This is a genomic window from Streptomyces fumanus (assembly GCF_014655295.1).
GTDB classification, from domain to species: Bacteria; Actinomycetota; Actinomycetes; order Streptomycetales; family Streptomycetaceae; genus Streptomyces; species Streptomyces fumanus.
Window position 1 is genome coordinate 253,058 of sequence record NZ_BNBI01000005.1, and the last position, 16,688, is coordinate 269,745.

Annotated in this window: 13 protein-coding genes; 9 read left to right on the forward strand and 4 right to left on the reverse strand. The window is 76.1% G+C overall.

From position 1 onward, the window contains the following. Positions 1-4 precede the first annotated feature (4 nt). From IE316_RS12950 to IE316_RS12970, 5 genes are all read left to right on the forward strand, one after another. Positions 5-745, forward strand: coding sequence for a beta-phosphoglucomutase family hydrolase (locus IE316_RS12950; RefSeq protein WP_190204411.1), 741 nt, complete (start codon positions 5-7; stop codon positions 743-745). Then, positions 742-3,096 (forward strand): glycoside hydrolase family 65 protein, encoded by a 2,355-nt coding sequence (locus tag IE316_RS12955; protein WP_190204412.1) that lies wholly within the window; start codon positions 742-744, stop codon positions 3,094-3,096. The genes IE316_RS12950 and IE316_RS12955 overlap by 4 nt, the downstream gene beginning before the upstream one ends. Before the next feature lie 110 nt (positions 3,097-3,206). After that, the gene (locus IE316_RS12960) at positions 3,207-4,676 is read left to right on the forward strand and encodes a CPP1-like family protein (RefSeq protein WP_229910366.1); all 1,470 of its coding nucleotides are present in this window, start codon (positions 3,207-3,209) and stop codon (positions 4,674-4,676) included. A 63-nt stretch (positions 4,677-4,739) separates the two neighbouring features. Continuing rightward, positions 4,740-5,594, forward strand: a complete 855-nt coding sequence (gene prcB / locus IE316_RS12965; protein ID WP_190204413.1) for a proteasome subunit beta — start codon at positions 4,740-4,742, stop codon at positions 5,592-5,594. A 119-nt stretch (positions 5,595-5,713) separates the two neighbouring features. Then, a complete protein-coding gene (locus tag IE316_RS12970) occupies positions 5,714-6,190 on the forward strand; it encodes a DUF5709 domain-containing protein (RefSeq protein WP_190204414.1) in 477 nt (158 codons plus the stop codon). A 70-nt stretch (positions 6,191-6,260) separates the two neighbouring features. Here the strand turns inward: IE316_RS12970 and IE316_RS12975 are convergent, their stop codons facing one another. Beyond that, positions 6,261-6,482, reverse strand: a complete 222-nt coding sequence (locus IE316_RS12975; protein WP_190204415.1) for a hypothetical protein — start codon at positions 6,480-6,482, stop codon at positions 6,261-6,263. Positions 6,483-6,597: 115 nt separating this feature from the next. Then, positions 6,598-7,800 carry a beta-1,3-glucanase family protein gene (locus tag IE316_RS12980; RefSeq protein ID WP_190204416.1) on the reverse strand — a complete coding sequence of 401 codons (1,203 nt, stop codon included), beginning with the start codon at positions 7,798-7,800 and terminating at the stop codon, positions 6,598-6,600. Between the two features lie 342 nt (positions 7,801-8,142). On the opposite strand from IE316_RS12980, the gene IE316_RS12985 reads away from it, so the two are divergent. Beyond that, positions 8,143-9,045, forward strand: coding sequence for a GNAT family N-acetyltransferase (locus IE316_RS12985; RefSeq protein ID WP_190204417.1), 903 nt, complete (start codon positions 8,143-8,145; stop codon positions 9,043-9,045). Here the strand turns inward: IE316_RS12985 and IE316_RS12990 are convergent. Continuing rightward, the gene (locus IE316_RS12990) at positions 9,042-9,707 is read right to left on the reverse strand and encodes a hypothetical protein (RefSeq protein ID WP_190204418.1); all 666 of its coding nucleotides are present in this window, start codon (positions 9,705-9,707) and stop codon (positions 9,042-9,044) included. The two genes, IE316_RS12985 and IE316_RS12990, sit on opposite strands and share 4 nt — an antisense overlap. A 45-nt stretch (positions 9,708-9,752) precedes the next feature. Next, positions 9,753-10,652, reverse strand: coding sequence for a Gfo/Idh/MocA family protein (locus tag IE316_RS12995; RefSeq protein WP_190204419.1), 900 nt, complete (start codon positions 10,650-10,652; stop codon positions 9,753-9,755). Between the two features lie 342 nt (positions 10,653-10,994). On the opposite strand from IE316_RS12995, the gene bdeA reads away from it, so the two are divergent. The 3 genes from bdeA (at position 10,995) to IE316_RS13010 (ending at position 16,468) form a co-directional block, all read left to right on the forward strand. Next, positions 10,995-11,930, forward strand: a complete 936-nt coding sequence (gene bdeA / locus IE316_RS13000) for a bis(hydroxyethyl) terephthalate hydrolase (RefSeq protein ID WP_229910367.1) — start codon at positions 10,995-10,997, stop codon at positions 11,928-11,930. Between the two features lie 212 nt (positions 11,931-12,142). Then, complete coding sequence (locus tag IE316_RS13005; protein WP_190204421.1) at positions 12,143-14,986, forward strand: helix-turn-helix transcriptional regulator; 2,844 nt, start codon at positions 12,143-12,145, stop codon at positions 14,984-14,986. 210 nt (positions 14,987-15,196) lie between these two features. Next, a complete protein-coding gene (locus tag IE316_RS13010) occupies positions 15,197-16,468 on the forward strand; it encodes a PucR family transcriptional regulator (protein WP_190204422.1) in 1,272 nt (423 codons plus the stop codon). Positions 16,469-16,688 lie beyond the last annotated feature (220 nt).

Below are 16,688 nucleotides of genomic sequence, written 5' to 3' on the forward strand. Positions count from 1 at the left end.
GGGTATGACCACGCAGCTCGGCCTCCCCGAAACCATCCTGGCCTGTCTCTTCGACCTCGACGGAGTCGTCACGAAGACGGCGGTGGTGCACGCCGCCGCCTGGAAGGAGACCTTCGACGCCTTCCTGCGCGAACGGGACGGCGACGGCTTCCGGCCCTTCACCGACGCCGACTACGGCGAGTACGTCGACGGCCGCCCGCGCGCCGACGGGGTGCGCACCTTCCTCGCCTCCCGGGGCATCGAGCTGCCCGAGGGCGGCCCCGACGACCCGCCGGACGCTCAGACCGTCAACGGCCTCGGCAACCGCAAGAACGACCTGCTGCTGAAGAAGATCCGCACCGACGGCGTCGAGGCGTACGACGGCACGCTGCGCTACCTGGCGGCGGTCCGCGCGGCCGGGCTGCGCACCGCCATCGTCTCCTCCAGCGCCAACACCGTGGACGTGCTGCGCTCCATCGACGCCGAGCACCTCTTCGACACCCGGATCGACGGGGTGGTCGCCCGGGAGCGCGGACTGCCCGGCAAACCCCGCCCCGACACCTTCCTCGCCGCCGCCCGCGACCTGGGCGTCGAACCCTCCCGGGCCGCCGTCTTCGAGGACGCGCTGGCCGGCATGGACGCCGGCCGCTCCGGGCACTTCGGGTACGTCGTCGGCGTCGACCGGGTCGGGCAGACCGACGCGCTGTACGCGCACGGCGCCGACCGCGTGGTGCGGGACCTGGCCGAGCTGGGGAGCGGCCGGTGATCACCAACCGGGCGTACACCGTCGAACCCTGGTCGGTGCGCGAGACCGAGCTCAACCTCGACCTGCTGGCCCAGAGCGAGTCCGTCTTCGCCCTCTCCAACGGGCACGTCGGCTGGCGCGGCAACCTCGACGAGGGCGAACCGCACGGCCTGCCCGGCAGCTATCTCAACGGCGTGTACGAACTGCACCCGCTGCCCTACGCCGAGGCCGGCTACGGCTACCCCGAGTCGGGCCAGACCGTCATCGACGTCACCAACGGCAAACTGCTGCGCCTGCTCGTCGACGACGAGCCCTTCGACCTGCGCTACGGCCGCCTCGTCCGGCACGAACGCACCCTCGACCTGCGCCGGGGCGTCCTCGAACGGGTCTGCGAGTGGACCTCCCCGGCCGGCTCCACGGTCCGGGTCCGCTCCACCCGGCTGGTCTCCCTCACCCAGCGCGCCATCGCCGCCGTGGACTACGAGGTCGAGCCCGTCGACGCCCGCATCCGCGTGGTGATCCAGTCGGAGCTCGTCGCCAACGAGAGCCTGCCCGACCCCGACGGCGACCCCCGCACCGCCCGGGCCCTGAAGTCCCCGCTGGAGCCCGAGGAGGACCTCGCCCAGGGACCCCGGCTCCGCCTGGTCCACCGCACCCGGCGCAGCGGTCTGCGGGTCGCGGTCGCCGCCGACCACGTGGTGGACGGACCCGAGGGCACCACGACGGCCGGCGAGAGCAACGAGGACGTGGCCCGGCTGACGGTCACCTCCGTCCTGGAACCGGGGCAGAAGCTGCGGGTGCAGAAGACCGTCGCCCACGGCTGGTCCGGGGCCCGCTCCCGGCCCGCCATGAGCGACCAGGTCGAGGCCGCGCTCGCCGCCGCCGCGCACGGCGGCTGGGAGGGGCTGCTGGCCGAACAGCGGTCCTACCTCGACGACTTCTGGGCCCGCGCCGACGTCGAGGTGGACGGCGACGAGGAGATCCAGCAGGCGGTCCGGTTCGGCCTCTTCCACGTCCTGCAGGCCGGCGCCCGCGCCGAGCAGCGCGCCATCCCCGCCAAGGGCCTCACCGGCTCCGGCTACGACGGCCACGCCTTCTGGGACACCGAGATGTTCGTGCTGCCGGTGCTCACCTACACCGAGCCCCGGGCCGTCGCCGAGGCGCTGCGCTGGCGCCAGGACACCCTCCCGGCCGCCCGCGAGCGCGCCGCCCAGCTCGGCCTGCGCGGCGCCGCCTTCCCCTGGCGGACCATCGAGGGCTCGGAGGGCTCGGCGTACTGGCCGGCCGGCACCGCCGCCTTCCACGTCAACGCCGACATCGCGCACGCCGTGGTCCGCTACGTCGCGGCCACCGGCGACACCCGCTTCGAACGCGACACCGGTCTGGAACTGCTCGTGGAGACCGCCCGGCTGTGGCGCTCGCTGGGCCACCACGACCACCACGGCGTCTTCCACATCGACGGCGTCACCGGCCCCGACGAGTACAGCGCCGTCGCCGACGACAACACGTACACCAACCTCATGGCCCGCTCCAACCTGCTGGCCGCCGCCGAGGTGTGCGAGCGCCACCCCGACCTGGCGGCCCGGCACGGCGTCGACGACGAGGAGAGCGCCGCCTGGCGCGACGCCGCCGAGGCCGTGCACATCCCGTACAACGAGGAACTCGGCGTCCACGAGCAGCACGCCGGCTTCACCCGGCACCAGCGCTGGGACTTCGCCCGCACCGGCCCCGACCAGTACCCGCTGATGCTGCACTTCCCCTACTTCGACCTCTACCGCAAGCAGGTGATCAAGCAGTCCGACCTGGTGCTGGCGATGTACACCTGCGGAAGCTGGTTCGACGCGCACTGCGACGAGGACCAGATCGCCCGCAACTTCGCCTACTACGAGCCGCTGACCGTACGGGACTCCTCCCTGTCGGCCTGCTGCCAGGCCGTCGTCGCCGCCCAGACCGGCCATCTGCGGCTCGCCTACGACTACGCGGCGGAGGCCGCGCTGATGGACCTGGCCGACCTGGAGCACAACACCCGCGACGGGCTGCACATCGCCTCCCTGGCCGGTACCTGGATGGCGCTGGTCGCCGGGTTCGGCGGCATGCGCCGGGACGGCGACACGCTCAGCTTCGGGCCCCGGCTGCCGGAGAAGTTCAGCCGCCTCGCCTTCCGGCTGCAGTTCCGCGGCCGGTGCCTGCGGGTGGAGATCGACGGCGACCGGGCGACGTACACGCTGCTGTCCGGGGAGCCGCTGAGGATCCGTCACCACGGCAGCGTGCTCACCCTGAACGGCAGCGGACCCGTCGTGCGGACCGTCCCCGCCGTCCCGCCGCGCCCCGAGCCGGAACAGCCCCCGCACCGCCGCCCGAACGTCCGCTGACCGGCCGACCGGCCGGACAACTCCCTGCGTTCTCTCCCGGCCCGGGTTAGGTTGGCTGTGTTTTCGTATGGTTTCCCCGGTGTTCTCCCGGGCTCCACGGAGAGGCGTCCATGAACGCGATCCTCGTCGGCATGCGGCGGCGCGCCCCGGCCCCCGCGTCCGGCGCGCCCCGCCGCGCACCCGGCGCCGGCCTCCTCGCACTGGTGGCCGGCGCCTTCACCCTGGCCCAACTGGTGCTGGTGCGCCCCGGAATGGGCCTCGGCTGGGACGAGACGGTGTACGTCAGCCAGGTCACCGCCCACACCCCGGCCGCGTTCTTCAGCGCCCCCCGCTCCCGGGGCGTCTCGCTGCTGGTGGCGCCGGTCGCCTCCTGGTCGTCGTCCACCGCGCTGCTGCGGGTCTACCTCGCCGTGCTCTCCGGGCTCGGCCTCTACCTCGCCCTGCGCGCCTGGCGCGGCCTGTTCCCGCCCCGCGTCCTGGCCACCGCGGGCGCCCTGTTCGCCACCTTGTGGGTGACGCTGTTCTACGGCCCGCAGGCCATGCCCAACTACTGGGTCGCCGTCGGCGCCCTGATCTGCGCCGGCTGCTTCCTGCGGGCCCGGGGCGGCGAACCGGGCCGGGCCGCGCTGTACGGGGTGGTGGCCGGGGCGGCGCTGATGGCGTGGATGCGGCCCACGGACGCCGTCTACGTCAGCCTCCCGCTGCTCGCCGCCGCCCTGTGGCGGCGCCACTGGCGCCTGCTGCTCGCCCTCGCGGGCGGCCTCGCGGCCGGGGGAGTGGAGTGGGTGATCGAGGCGTACGCCTGGTACGGCGGCCTGGCCGAGCGGCTGCACGAGGCCAGCCGCATCCAGGGCGGCCTGGGCTGGCAGTGGGCCGTCGACGACCAGCTCCGCAGCCTGGGCGGACGCGCCCTGTGCCGCCCGTGCACCGGGCCGATGGCGCATCCGCTGGTGACCGCCTGGTGGTTCGCGCTGCCGGTGCTCGCCGCCGTGGGCCTCGCCGTGGCGGTCCGCGCCGGGCGCACCGCCCGCACCCTGGTCCCGCTCGCCTGCGCGGCGACCGCCGCCGTGCCCTACCTGTTCCTGATCGGCTACGCGGCGCCCCGCTTCCTCCAGCCCGCCTACGCCCTGCTCGCGCTGCCGGTCGCCGACGCGCTGTGGCACCTGGTGCGCACCCCCGCCGGGCGGTGGCGGCCGGTCGCGGCGGGCCTGGTCGCGCTGGCGCTCGCCGGGCACCTGGCGGTGCAGTACACCGTCCTGGACCGCACCGTGGACCGCAACACCGCCGGCCGCCGCGACTGGGCCCGCACCGCCGACACACTGCACCGCCTCGGGGTGCGCCCGCCCTGCCTGCTCACCGGCCACGAGGCGATCCCGCTCGGCTACTACACGGGCTGCTCCTCCGGCAACACCGCCGGACACAACAAGAGCACCACGCCCGCCGAGGTCGAGCGCACCGCCCGCCGGGTCCCGGTCGCCGCCGTCACCCGCCCCGGCGGCACCCCGCCCTCCTACGCCCGCACCTGGACCCCGCACCGGATCGGCGGTCTCGTCGTCCGCATCGCCCCGGCGCCGCGCTGACGTTTCCCGGGCGGTGCCGCCAGGTAGGACAGGGGTACCGGCGACGGACGAGGGGGGAGCGGCATGGCGGGCGGCGAGCCGGAGGGCAGGCTGGGGGAGGAGTTCTTCACCCCCGGGACCTCGTCCTTCACCGAATTCCTGGCGGCCCACCGCCCCGAGCTGCTGACCACCCGGCGGGTGCTGCCCGACGGGGTGCGGGCCGCCGCCGGGCGGGTGCCGCACGGCACCACCGTGCTCGCCCTGACCTACCGCGACGGCGTGCTGATCGCCGGTGACCGCAGGGCCACCATGGGCCACCTCATCGCCCAGCGCGACCTGGAGAAGGTCCACCCCGCCGACGACCACACCGCCGTCGCCTTCGCGGGCACCGTCGGGCTCGCGGCCGACCTGGTCCGGCTCTACCAGGTGGAGCTGACGCACTTCGAGAAGATGGAGGGCATACCCATGTCCCTGCCGGCCAAGGCCAACCGCCTGGCCGGCCTGCTCCGGCAGAACCTGGGCCAGGCCCTGCAGGGCCTCGCCGTCGTCCCGCTGCTCGCCGGCTACGACCTGGCCGCGCCGGGCGGCGGCCGCGGCCGGATCTTCTCCTACGACGTCGCCGGCGGGCGCTACGAGAAGCACGGCTTCCACGCCGACGGCTCCGGCTCGCCCTACGCCCGCGGCGCCCTGAAGAAGCTGTACCGGCCCGGCCTGGACCGGCGCGAGGCGGTGCTGGCCGCGCTGCACGCCCTGTGGGACGCCGCCGACGACGACTCCGCGACCGGCGGCCCCGACCTCGGCCGGCGGATCTTCCCGGTGGTGTCGGTCATCACCGAGGACGGCTACCAGCGGGTGCCCGAGGCCGAGACGGAGGAGCTGAGCCGCGTCCTGGTCGAGCAGCGCCGCGACCGCCCGGACGGCCCGCCCGCCGCGCCCTGACACCCGCGCCCCCTCCCGCGCGCCCGCACGGGTGCCGCCGAGGTTAAAGATCGCCTGACGGGAAACGCGAAAGCAGACACCGACAGGACGAAGCGACGCAGCGCGAGAGGGAGGCAGCGATGGGCACGGACCCGATGGCCGACGACGCCTACCAGCCCACCGGGGACAACGAGGAGCAGGAGGACGCCGCGCCGCTGGACATGCAGGACGCGCTGGACGAGCGCACCTACGACGACACCCTCGACGAGGGCTACTCCCCGCCGGAGAAGCCGCTCGGGGTGAACAAGGTCGGCACCACGGCCGCCGAGCAGCACGAGGGCGAGACCCTCGACGAACGGCTCGCCCAGGAGGTGCCCGACGTCAGCCCGCCCGACGGCGACGGCGTGGGCGACACCCCCGGCGGCGAGGGCGAGCCGATCGACCCCGAGGCGGGCGGCGCCCGGGCCGGCCGGCTGGTCGCCCCGGACGAGGGGCTGCGCACCGACACCACCCCGGAGAGCGTCGCCGACGACGTCGGCATCGACGCGGGCGCGGCCGGCGCCGAGGAGGCCGCCGTCCACGTGGTCGAGGACGACACGGAGCTGCCGGACCGCTAGGGCCCGGCAGCTCGGGGAGGGGCGTGCCGGACCGCCGGCGGCCCGGCAGCCCGGGAAGGGGTGCCGCGGGTCAGGGCAGCAGCTTGTCGAGGGCCGCGGGGCCCTCGTCGGCCAGCTTCCGCCTGGCCCACTCCAGGTTGGGTTCGGTCAGGTCCCGGCCGGCCGCCAGGACCAGGTCCTCGGGCGACACGTCGGTGCCGTTGCGGGTGTGGAGCAGAGCGTCCGGGGTGGCGCGGTCGTCCTGCGCGCGGGCCCCGGACGGCCGGGAAGCGTCGGGCTGTGACGTCGACATGATGTACGGCTCCTCGGGTCCGGATCGCTGGTTCGGTCCCGTACGCAATCGGTCCCGAACCTCCCGGTATCACCGTAACGTCCCCGGCCGGGGGGCGCCGCGCGGACGGGGGCCGCTAGAAGGCGCCGAGGGTCAGCCGTATCCCCGTAGGGGCGGTGTCCTGGATGTAGGAGGCGAAGTCGGCGACGTCGTCGAAGGCGAAGCCGTACGCCCTGCCGTCCTCGGTGGCCGCGTGCATCGCCTTGGCGTAGTGGTTGGTCAGCGCGGCCCGGTAGAACGCGGCCGGGTCGGTCGCCGGCTGGGCGGCCGAGGTCAGCAGCGTGGAGCGGTTGAAGCCGGCGCCGAGGACCGCCGCGACCGGGCCGGTGGTGCCGTCGTTGGGCGCGGCCAGCGCCCCGTCGCAGAACAGCACGTCCCGGGTGGACGGCTTGGCGAAGGACACCTGCGCGGGCCCGTCGAAGGCCAGTCGCCCGCCGCGCACCCGCCCGGTGAACGTCCCCGCGTCGGTGGTCACCTTCAGGTCCTTGCCGGTGTACGTGCTCCACACCTCGTCGATGTACGGGGCGAGGTAGTCCTTCGGGAACAGCCCGGCGTCCAGCCCGTGCCCGGGGGCGATGATCCGGGTGTCGTCCACCACCAGCGGCGCGAACTCCGGGATCGCGCGGACCGCGGCGAACGCCGCCGCCCGGCCGCCGGCCCGCACGGTGCCGGTCGTCTGGTCCTTCGCGCCGGTCAGCCGGATGGCGAGCGGCACGCTGAACATGTCGACCATGGTGGTGTTGCAGAACATCCCGGAGGCGTTGTACGTGAACTCGGCGCAGTCGTGCAGCACCCCGTAGTTGGGGTCGGACTTCACCCAGCCGGCCGGGTACTGCAGCGCCGGGTTGCCGGCGCCGTCGGTGACCGCCTTGAACTTCAGCTTCCGGCCGAGCGACACATAGATCCGGCCGGACATGTACGGCAGGTTCAGCCGGGTCTCGCCGCCGCCGGCCAGGCCGATCGCGTAGTCGGTGTAGCCGTCGGCACCGTTGTCCGACAGGGCGACCGGGGCGAGGGTGCCGTCGGGGGTGACCCGGACCTGCCGGCCGTCCTGGTTGCCGACGATGTAGAGGTGGACGTCGGCGTCGCCGAAGGAACCCGTGCCGTTGACCACCGTCAGCGGCAGGGCGCCCGCGGCCCGCGTCCCCGCCCGCCCGGAGTCCGTACCGGCGAGGGCGTACGGGGCCACGGCGGCGGCGACGGGCGCGGCCACCGCGGCGCCGCCGAGGGCGACGAGCAGCTTGCGGCGGCCGAGACGGCGCTGGTGACGAGGAGTCATGTGGGGGGCCTCCTGGGACGTGCGGTTCGTGCTGATCGGGACAGAGCGGCGGAACACGCCTGAGAGCGCTCTCACGCCGGGGCCGATGCTACGGACGGCCCGCCGCGCGACCAACCGCTTCCCGGACCGTCAAAACGCCTGTTCCCGGGCGTACTTGCGGATTCCGTGAGCCGTCGGCGGGGCGCTTAACCGGCGCTTAAGGACCGCTTAAACCGCGCGGTAAACCGCTGGCCCCGCCCGCCGGATCTCCGTACCGTGTGATCCCTTCCCGTCGCCCCGTCGCCTCGTCGCGCCTGGTCCGGCCGGGAGCGCTCCCAGTGGTACGTGTCCCGGAGGAACCCCATGACCGACCTGGTCGTACGCGCGCTCGACGCGAGCGACGCGGACGTCTTCGACGCCCTGCCCGACCCCCTCGCCGCCCGCGAGGCCCACCGGCTGACCCGGCACCGCCCCGACTGGAAGCGGGTCGCGCTCCGCGACGGCGCCGTCGTGGCCCGGGGCGCGTGGTGGGGCGGTCCGGACGACCCCGAGCCTGTCGTCCTGAACTGGTTCGACGTGGCCGAGGGGGAGGAGGAAGCGGGCGCCGAACTGCTGCGCACCGCCCCCTGGCGGGTCGACCTCGAACTCAACCTGCCCGACGGCTGGCGCGGCGACCCCGCCGCCCGCGCCGCCGCCGAGACCCGCCGTGCCGCCGCCCGGGCCGCCGGGTACGAGCCCCTGGTCGAACGCCTGCTGTACCGCTGGACCCCGGCCTGCGGACTGCCCGAGCGGCCCGGACGGCTGCGGTTCCGGGCGGAGCCGGACGACGCCGTCTTCTTCGACGCGCTGCGCCGCATCCACTCCGCCACGCTGGACGCGCACGCCCGCCGGGCGGTCGAGGAGGGCGGGCTCGACCGGGCCGCGCAGGAGGAACTGGACTTCTTCCACTGGTGCCCCTCCCCGCGCGCCTGGTGGCAGGTGGCGTCCACCCCGGACGGCGAACCGGTCGGCATCCACATCCCCGCGCACAACCCCTCCGGCCCGTGCGTCGCCTTCATCGGCGTCCTGCCCGAGCACCGCGGCCACGGGTACGCCTACGACCTGCTGGCCGAGTGCACCCACCTCCTGGCCGGCGAGGGCGCGCGGTTCATCGCCGCCGCCACCGACCGCGGCAACCACCCCATGGCCGCGAACTTCGCCAAGGCCGGCTATCCGGTGGTGCGGGAACGGATCAACTTCCGGCCGACCGGGCCCGCCGGGTCCTAGCCGCGGGCGTCGCGGGCGTCGCGGGGTTCGCCGTGCCAGCGCCAGGCGGTGCGGCGGGGGCGGCCCGGGAGGTCGGCGCGGCCGGTGGCCCACAGCAGCGCGGGCCACGGCGGGCAGTCGGCCGGGACGTCCGGGAACAGGCGGTGCAGGACGCGGGCGCACAGATCGGCGGGCGGGTCCCAGGGCAGGCCGAGCCCCTCGGCCAGATCGTGGGTGTGCACCAGGGTCTCCACCACGCCCATCGCGGCGAAGCCCTCCGGGTCGGAGATCCCGAAGGTGTGGTACGCCCGCACCTCCGGCGGCGTGGTGCGCACCATGGCGGTCAGCAGCGCCCCGCTCGCCTCCAGCACCTGCAGCAGGCCGGCCGGTCCCGCCGTCCGGTCGGCGTGGACGGCGTTGGCGGGACCGCCGGGTCGGCGGCGCTCCCACACGAAGGGCACCTCGCCCGTCAGCGGGGGCTGTTCGGGGCCGAGTTGGGCGGCGTAGGCGAACAGGTCGTCGCTGAGGTGCTCGACGGTCTCCCAGCAGTCCCACTCCAGTGAACCCGCCCGGCCGTCCCAGGCCCCGGCGGGCGCCCGCCGCAGTACCTCGACGGCGAGCCGGACGGCCCGCCGCACGTCGTCGGCGGTGACGGGGGAGGGGGCGGCGGGGGGTGGCGTCATGAGGGACACGGTAACGCGGGCGCGGGCCCGCCTTCCGGGCGGCCGTCAGGCGACCGGCCGGCCGGCGGGGGCGTCCAGCAGGCCCTGGGCCGCGGCGAGGATCTCCGTGACCCGCAGGCCGAACGCGGCGTCGCACGGGTGCGGGCGGCCGGTACGGGCGGCGTCCAGCAGCGCGTCGCCGGCCCGCAGCAGCGCCGACACGGCGTCCCCCGCGCTCTCCGGCAGCGACGTCACCCCCGCCCCGCCGCGCAGCTCCACCACGGCGCCCGCCGCCGCGGTCGGGGCCGTCAGACTGAGCGTCAGCACACTCGACGCGCCCCGGTCGTGCTCCAGGACGACATGGACGGTGTCCCCGGGGCCGGGCGCCGCCGCGGTCACCCGCCGTACGTCACCCAGGACCGGCAGCAGCACGGACAGGGCGTGCGGGCCCACGTCCCACAGCGCCCCCTTCTCCCGCCGCCACGGTGACCGGGCGTACGGGCTGTCCCCGGTGAACACCGCCCCCAGCCACTCGGCGCGCGCCGTGAACCAGTCCTCCCGGCCCGCCTGTTCCGCGATCCACGCCTCGATCTCGGGCTGGAACCGGCTGGTGAAGAACACCACCGACGCCACCCCCGTCTCCCGTACCGCCTCGGCCACGGCCCGCGCGTGCTCCGCCGTCACCGCCAGCGGCTTGTCGAGCAGCAGATGGCGGCCCGCCCGGGCCGCGCGCACCGCCGGCTCCGCCTGCGCGTCCGGGGAGAGCGCGATCGATACGGCCTCCACGTCGTCCAGCAGGGCGTCCAGGTCGGCGTAGGCCCGGGTGCCGTGCCGGGCCGCCAGTTCCTCGGCGGCCTCCGGGCGGCGCCCCCACACGCCGACGAAGTCCAGCCCGTCGTGCCGGCGCAGCGCCGGGGCGTGGGCCGTGTCCGCCCAGGGTCCGGTGCCGAGCAGTCCGATACGCAATGCCGCCGCCTTTCCACGGTGTGTGTCCCGGCCGTCCGTTCGCGGTGCCGGACGGCTTCCGGTCGTGTGCCCATGATGCGGGCGGGGTCACGCCCGGCGGGCGGGGCGCGTACGTCACGGCGCGGGTGGTCGTGCGCGGCCCCGAGGGGGGGGAGGGGAGGACCGGATTCCGGATGGCCGGTGATTTTGCCGATCCCGGCGGGCGCGTCCCCGCCCGACAGTGGCACGGCCAGCTCATCGGCGATGGCCGGCCGCCGCGCCCGGGACGCGACCCCACGCGTGCCCGAGCCCTGTGCGGTCGACGGCCGGGCCCGTCGCCGCGACAGAGAGGAACGACTCGTCGTGCACCCGTACCCCCCCACCGAAGCCGCCCACCGGGCACCCAGGACACCGTTCCGCGGGACCCGGCGGCGACTCGCCGGCGCGGCGGCGGCGATCGCCGCGGTCGTCGGGCTCACCACCCTCAGCGGACCGGGCACCGCCCAGGCCGCGGACAACCCGTACGAGCGCGGCCCGGCCCCCACCACCTCCAGCATCGAGGCGCTGCGCGGCCCGTACGCCACCTCGGAGACCAGTGTCTCCTCGCTCGCCGTCACCGGCTTCGGCGGCGGCACCATCTACTACCCGACCAGCACCAGCGACGGCACCTTCGGCGCGGTCGCGATCGCCCCCGGCTACACCGCGTACCAGTCCTCCATGGCCTGGCTCGGTCCGCGGCTGGCCTCGCAGGGCTTCGTGGTGTTCACCATCGACACCAACACCACGCTGGACCAGCCCGCCTCGCGCGGCGAGCAGCTCCTCGCCGCCCTGGACTACCTGACCCAGCGCAGCTCCGTGCGCAGCCGTATCGACAGCAGCCGGCTCGGTGTGATGGGCCACTCGATGGGCGGCGGCGGCACGCTGGAGGCCGCCAAGGACCGGCCGTCCCTGCAGGCCGCGATACCCCTGACGCCCTGGAACCTCGACAAGACCTGGTCCGAGGTCAAGACGCCCACGCTGATCGTCGGCGCGGACGGCGACACCGTCGCCCCCGTCGCCTCGCACGCCGAGCCGTTCTACTCGTCCCTGCCCTCCAGCACGGACCGCGCCTACCTGGAGCTGAACAGCGCCACCCACTTCTCGCCGAACACGTCGAACACGACGATCGCGAAGTACAGCATTTCCTGGCTCAAGCGGTTCATCGACAACGACACCCGCTACGAGCAGTTCCTCTGCCCGCTGCCGCGGGCCAGCCTGACCATCGAGGAGTACCGCGGCAACTGCCCGCACACCTCCTGACGTTCACGGCACCACCCGGCGGCGGCCCCTCACGGTGGCCGCCGTCCGGCGTTGTGCGGGCGCACGGCCGGGCGCCCGCGGCACTGGGCGGCGGCACAGGCCGCACCCCGCCCCCGCCGGGCCAACCCGCAGGTGACGGCGGGCGGCGCCGGGCCGGGCCGGTGCGGACCAGTGGCTTCCGCCTCTGGTTACGCGCGCGTAACCTCCCGGGAATGACCGGAGAGACGATCGTTCGACCGACGATGCGGTGGTACGGCCGCGGCACACAGCGGCGGGCCGTCGGAGCGCTCATGGACACGCTGCGGACGCACGGTGCCGGACTGGTGGTGACCGGCGAGCCCGGTCTCGGCCGCACCTCCCTGCTGCGGTGGGCCGCCCGGTCCTTCACGGCCGGCCCCGTACTCCACCTGCGGCCCGGCCCGGAGATACGGCCCAGGGGTGGTCCGTCCGCCCTCGACCTGCTGGGCCACTGGCGCGCGGCGGCCGGTGACGGCCCGCTGCTGGTCTGCGTCGACGACGCCGACCAGTGGGACGCGGCGGCACGGGCCGCGCTGGGCGCGGCGGCCGAGAGGCTGCCCGCCGCCGGCCGGATCGGCCTGCTGGTCTCCGTCGCCGGGCACCGCGCCGTCGACCCCGCCCTCGCCCATCTGCCCGTCGTCCGCCTGGACCCGCTGGCGCCGCCGGAGGCCGAGGCGCTGCTCGACGAGGCGACCGACGGCTGCGCCGACCCGGCCGTCCGCGCCGAACTCCTCGCCGAGGCCGAGGGCAACCCGGCCCTGCTGCTCGCCCTGCTGCGCCGTCTCACCCCCGCCGAACTGCGCGGCCACCGCCCGCTGCCCCGGCCGCTGGCCGACGCCGGCACCCTGGCGGGCGTGGCGGGCCGCGCCCTGGCCGAGACCGACCCGGCCGCCCGGGACCTGCTGCTGACGGTGGCGGCGGCGGTCCGCGCGGCGGACGGCCAGGACACCGACGCGGCCCTCGTCCGGGAGGCCGTACGGCGACTGCGGCCGGGGCGGGCGACGCCGTGGCCGGACCGGCTGCCCGCGCCGCTCGCCCAGGTGGAGGGCCGGCTGCGCTTCCACAGCCCCCTGGTCCGGCGCGCCGTCCTCGCCACCGCCGACCCCGACCACCGCCGCGCCGCCCACCGGGCCCTCGCGGAGACCCTGGACGCGACCGCCGCCGACCGCCACCGCCGTGCCGCCCCCGGCGGGCTGCCCGGCGCCCTGGACGGGACCGCCGGCCACCATCTCCCCGTCCTGCTGCACCGCTCCTGGAGCCTCCCGGCTCCCGGGCTCACCCCCACCGACCCCTCCATAGCCGTGGACGGCCCGCCCACCGGCCCTACCACCGGCACTGCCTCGGGCGGCCCGTCCACCGACCCCACCGGCCCCGCTGCCCCCGCCACGCTCGCCGACCGGCTCGCCGCGCGGGCGGCCGACCCGGCGTCGGACGCTTCGCACCGGCTGCGGGCGACGGCGTTCGTGCGGGCCGCCGAGCTGACGGGAGAGGGGCCGGGGCGGGCGGAGCGGTACACGGCCGCCGCCGAGCAGGAGCTGCTCGCGGGGCGCCCGGACCGGGCCCGGCCGCTGCTCGCCGCCGCCCGGGCGTGCGCCGCGCCGCCCGCCGTACGCGGCCGGACGGAGCTGGCCAGCGGCCTGACGGAGCTGCGGGACGGCCCCGTCGGCGACGCCCACCAGACCCTGCTGCTGGCGGCCTCCCTGCTGGCCGGCCCCGCCCCCGCCCAGGCCGCGACCGCCGCCCTCGCCGCCGCCGACGCGGCCTGGGCCGCGGGCGACCTGGAAGCCTGTCTGGCCACCCTCGGCACCGACCGGCGCGGCGACGCGGTGAGCGAGCACCGGGTCGGGATGCGCGCGCTGCTCCAGGGCCGCCTCGACCAGGCCGTCGTACCGCTCGGGCACGTGGTAGAGCGGGCCGGCACCGACGACCGGCCCGAGACGCTGCTGCGCTCCGCGGCGGCGGCGCTGCTGCTCGGCGAGGTGGACGCGGCCCGCCGGGCCGGCGCCCGCGCCCTGGCCGCCGCCCGGCACCACGGCTCCGCCGCGCTGGTCCCGCAGGTGCTGGAGTACCTCGCCTACGCCGAACTCCGCGCGGGCCGGCACGCCCAGGCCCGCGCCCACGCCGAGGAGGGCCTGCGCACCGCGGTCCGCGCCGGGCAGCGCAACACCGCCGCCCTGCACCAGGCGATCCTCGCCCTGGCCGCGTCGATCGAGGAGGCGCCGGACGTGGTCGCCCGGCATGTGACGGCCGCGCTGGCCACCGCCCGGCGGCACGGACTGGCCCAGGCGGCCACCCTCGCCGAGTGGGCCCTCGCCCGCGCCGACCTGGGCCGCGGCCGGCCCCTCGACGCCGCCGACCGGCTCGGCCTGCTGGTGCTGCCCGGGCCCCGGCGCGGCCACTTCGCGGTGTGGCGGCTGGCCGTGCCCTGCTTCGTGGAGGCCGCGGTGCCCGCCGGACGGTACGAGGACGCCCGTACGGTCCTGGCGGACTTCGCCGACTGGGCGGCGTTCGGCGCCGACCCGCAGGCCGCCGCCCAACTGGCCCGCTGCCGCGCCCTGCTGGCCCCGGCCGAGCACGCCGACGACCTGTACCGGCACGCCCTGGCGCTGCACGACGAGACCGGCGGCGGCGAGTTCGAGGGCGCCCGCACCGCCCTGCTGTACGGCAAGTGGCTGCGCCGCCGCCGCAGACCGAAGGAGGCCCGGGACCGTCTCGGCGGCGCCCTCGCCGGGTTCGAGCGCTGCGGCGCCGGCGTCTGGGCCGAGCAGGCCCGCGCCGAGCTGCGCGCCATCGGCGCCGCCCCCACCGGCCGGGACACCGGCGCGGGCGCGCTGACCCGGCTCACCCCGCAGCAGCAGCGCATCGCCCGGTACGTCGCCGAGGGCGCCACCAACCGGGAGGTCGCCCTCACCCTCGCGGTCAGCACCCGCACGGTCGACTACCACCTGCGCAAGGTCTTCGCCACCCTCGGCGTCCGCTCCCGCGTCGAACTGGCCCGCATGGTCGAACAGGCCCTGCGGACCACCGCGCAGCCCTAGGGGACCCGGTGCCGCACTCCCGTCGGCCGCCGTGTGCCGGATGTGCGGTCCGCCCCTGGTTCGAGACCCAATTTTGACAGCAGAGCCCTAGGGACCGACCGGACGGTATGCCATCCTTCGGGCAAGGACGAGTCAGGGGACAGTCACGCGCCCGGGCGCCCGGCCCGGTGCGTGCTGCCGCCGGAAGCCCGAGCCTGGGGGAGGACCGCCATGCAGCACGCCGTACGGTCACGAGGAGCGATCCGCAGCGCACCCACGCCCGTGCCACGCCCGCGGACCCGGCGCGTCACGTCGCTGATGGACGCCGACGCGCTGCGCGTCCTGCACCGCGCCGCCCGGATCCTCCTCGACGACCTGCCCGACCTCACCGACCGGCTGGTGGCCGTGCTCCAGGAGCAGGAGCCCGCCTACCGGGCCGCCATGGCCGGCGACCCCACCGCCACCTGGCAGGAGGCCCACCGCTCGCTGCGGCACAGCGTCCACTCGCTGCTCGACCCGCGCAGCGCCCGGGACGCGGCCCGCCGCTGCTCCTGGCGGATCGGCGCCACCCGCGCCGAACAGGGGCTGCCGCTGGACGCCCTGCTGCACGCCTTCCGGCTCGGCGGCTCCCTGGTGTGGCAGCGGCTGGTCGAGGAGACCTCGCGGACCGCCCCCGAGGACGTCCGGCTGCTGGTGCACGTGGCGGCCGACGTGTGGAACTTCGTCGACGAGCACTGCACCCTGGTCGCCGACGCCTACCGCCAGGTCGAGTGGCAGGTCAACCGGCGCCGCGAGAACCGGGCCCGGCTGCTGGCCGCCGCCCTGCTGGATGGCAGCAGCCGCATCGCCGATCTGCCCGAGACCGCCCAGGCCCTGGACCTGCCCGAACACGGCCGGTACGTGGTCGTCGCCGTCGCCGCCGGGCACCCCGCGCGGTGCGCCGTCGCACGGGCCTCGGCCGTCCCCGAGGGCCGGCGGGTGCACTGGCACGCCGGGGTGGACGTGGACCACGGCATCGTCCTGGTCGGCGACGACGGCCTGCCCGAACCGGCCCCCCGCCCCGCCGACCTCGCCCAGGGCGTCCGGATCGGCGTCGGCAGCCCCGTCGAGGGCCTCGCGGCCGTCGGCGACGCCCGCCGCCTGGCCGACACCGCCCTGAGCATCTGCCCCGCCTCCGGCGGCACCGTCCGCCTCGCCGACCACCTGCCCGCCGCCCTGGTCGTCTCCAGCCCCGAACTCGGCCGGTCCCTGGCCGAGCGGGTGCTCGGCCCGCTGCTGCGCCTGGAGCCCGGCGACCGCGACGTGCTCCTTGACACCCTCACCACCTGGCTGGCCTGCGACGGCTCCGCGCAGCGCGCCGGCGAGCGGCTCTACTGCCACCGCAACACCGTCCTCAACCGGCTGCGCCGCTGCGAGCAGCTCACCGGCCGCTCCCTGGCCCGGCCCGCCGATGTGGTCGAGGTCAGCCTCGCCCTGACCGCGCACCGCCTGCTCCGGGACTGAGCCGCCCCGGCGGGACGGCTCTGGGCGTCTCTGGGCGTCCGCACAGCGTCACCCGGCCCGGACTGGGACGCCGCAGCGACCCCGCCCCGGGCGCTGTACCGGCCGGTGACGCCCGTGCTGTCGTGAGCGCGCGTTCCTCCCCGAACGCCTGATCCGAATGTCTGCACGACAGCACCTGTGAACGCCCCCGTACCGTGCCGGTTCGCCCCGGCACGGCTCC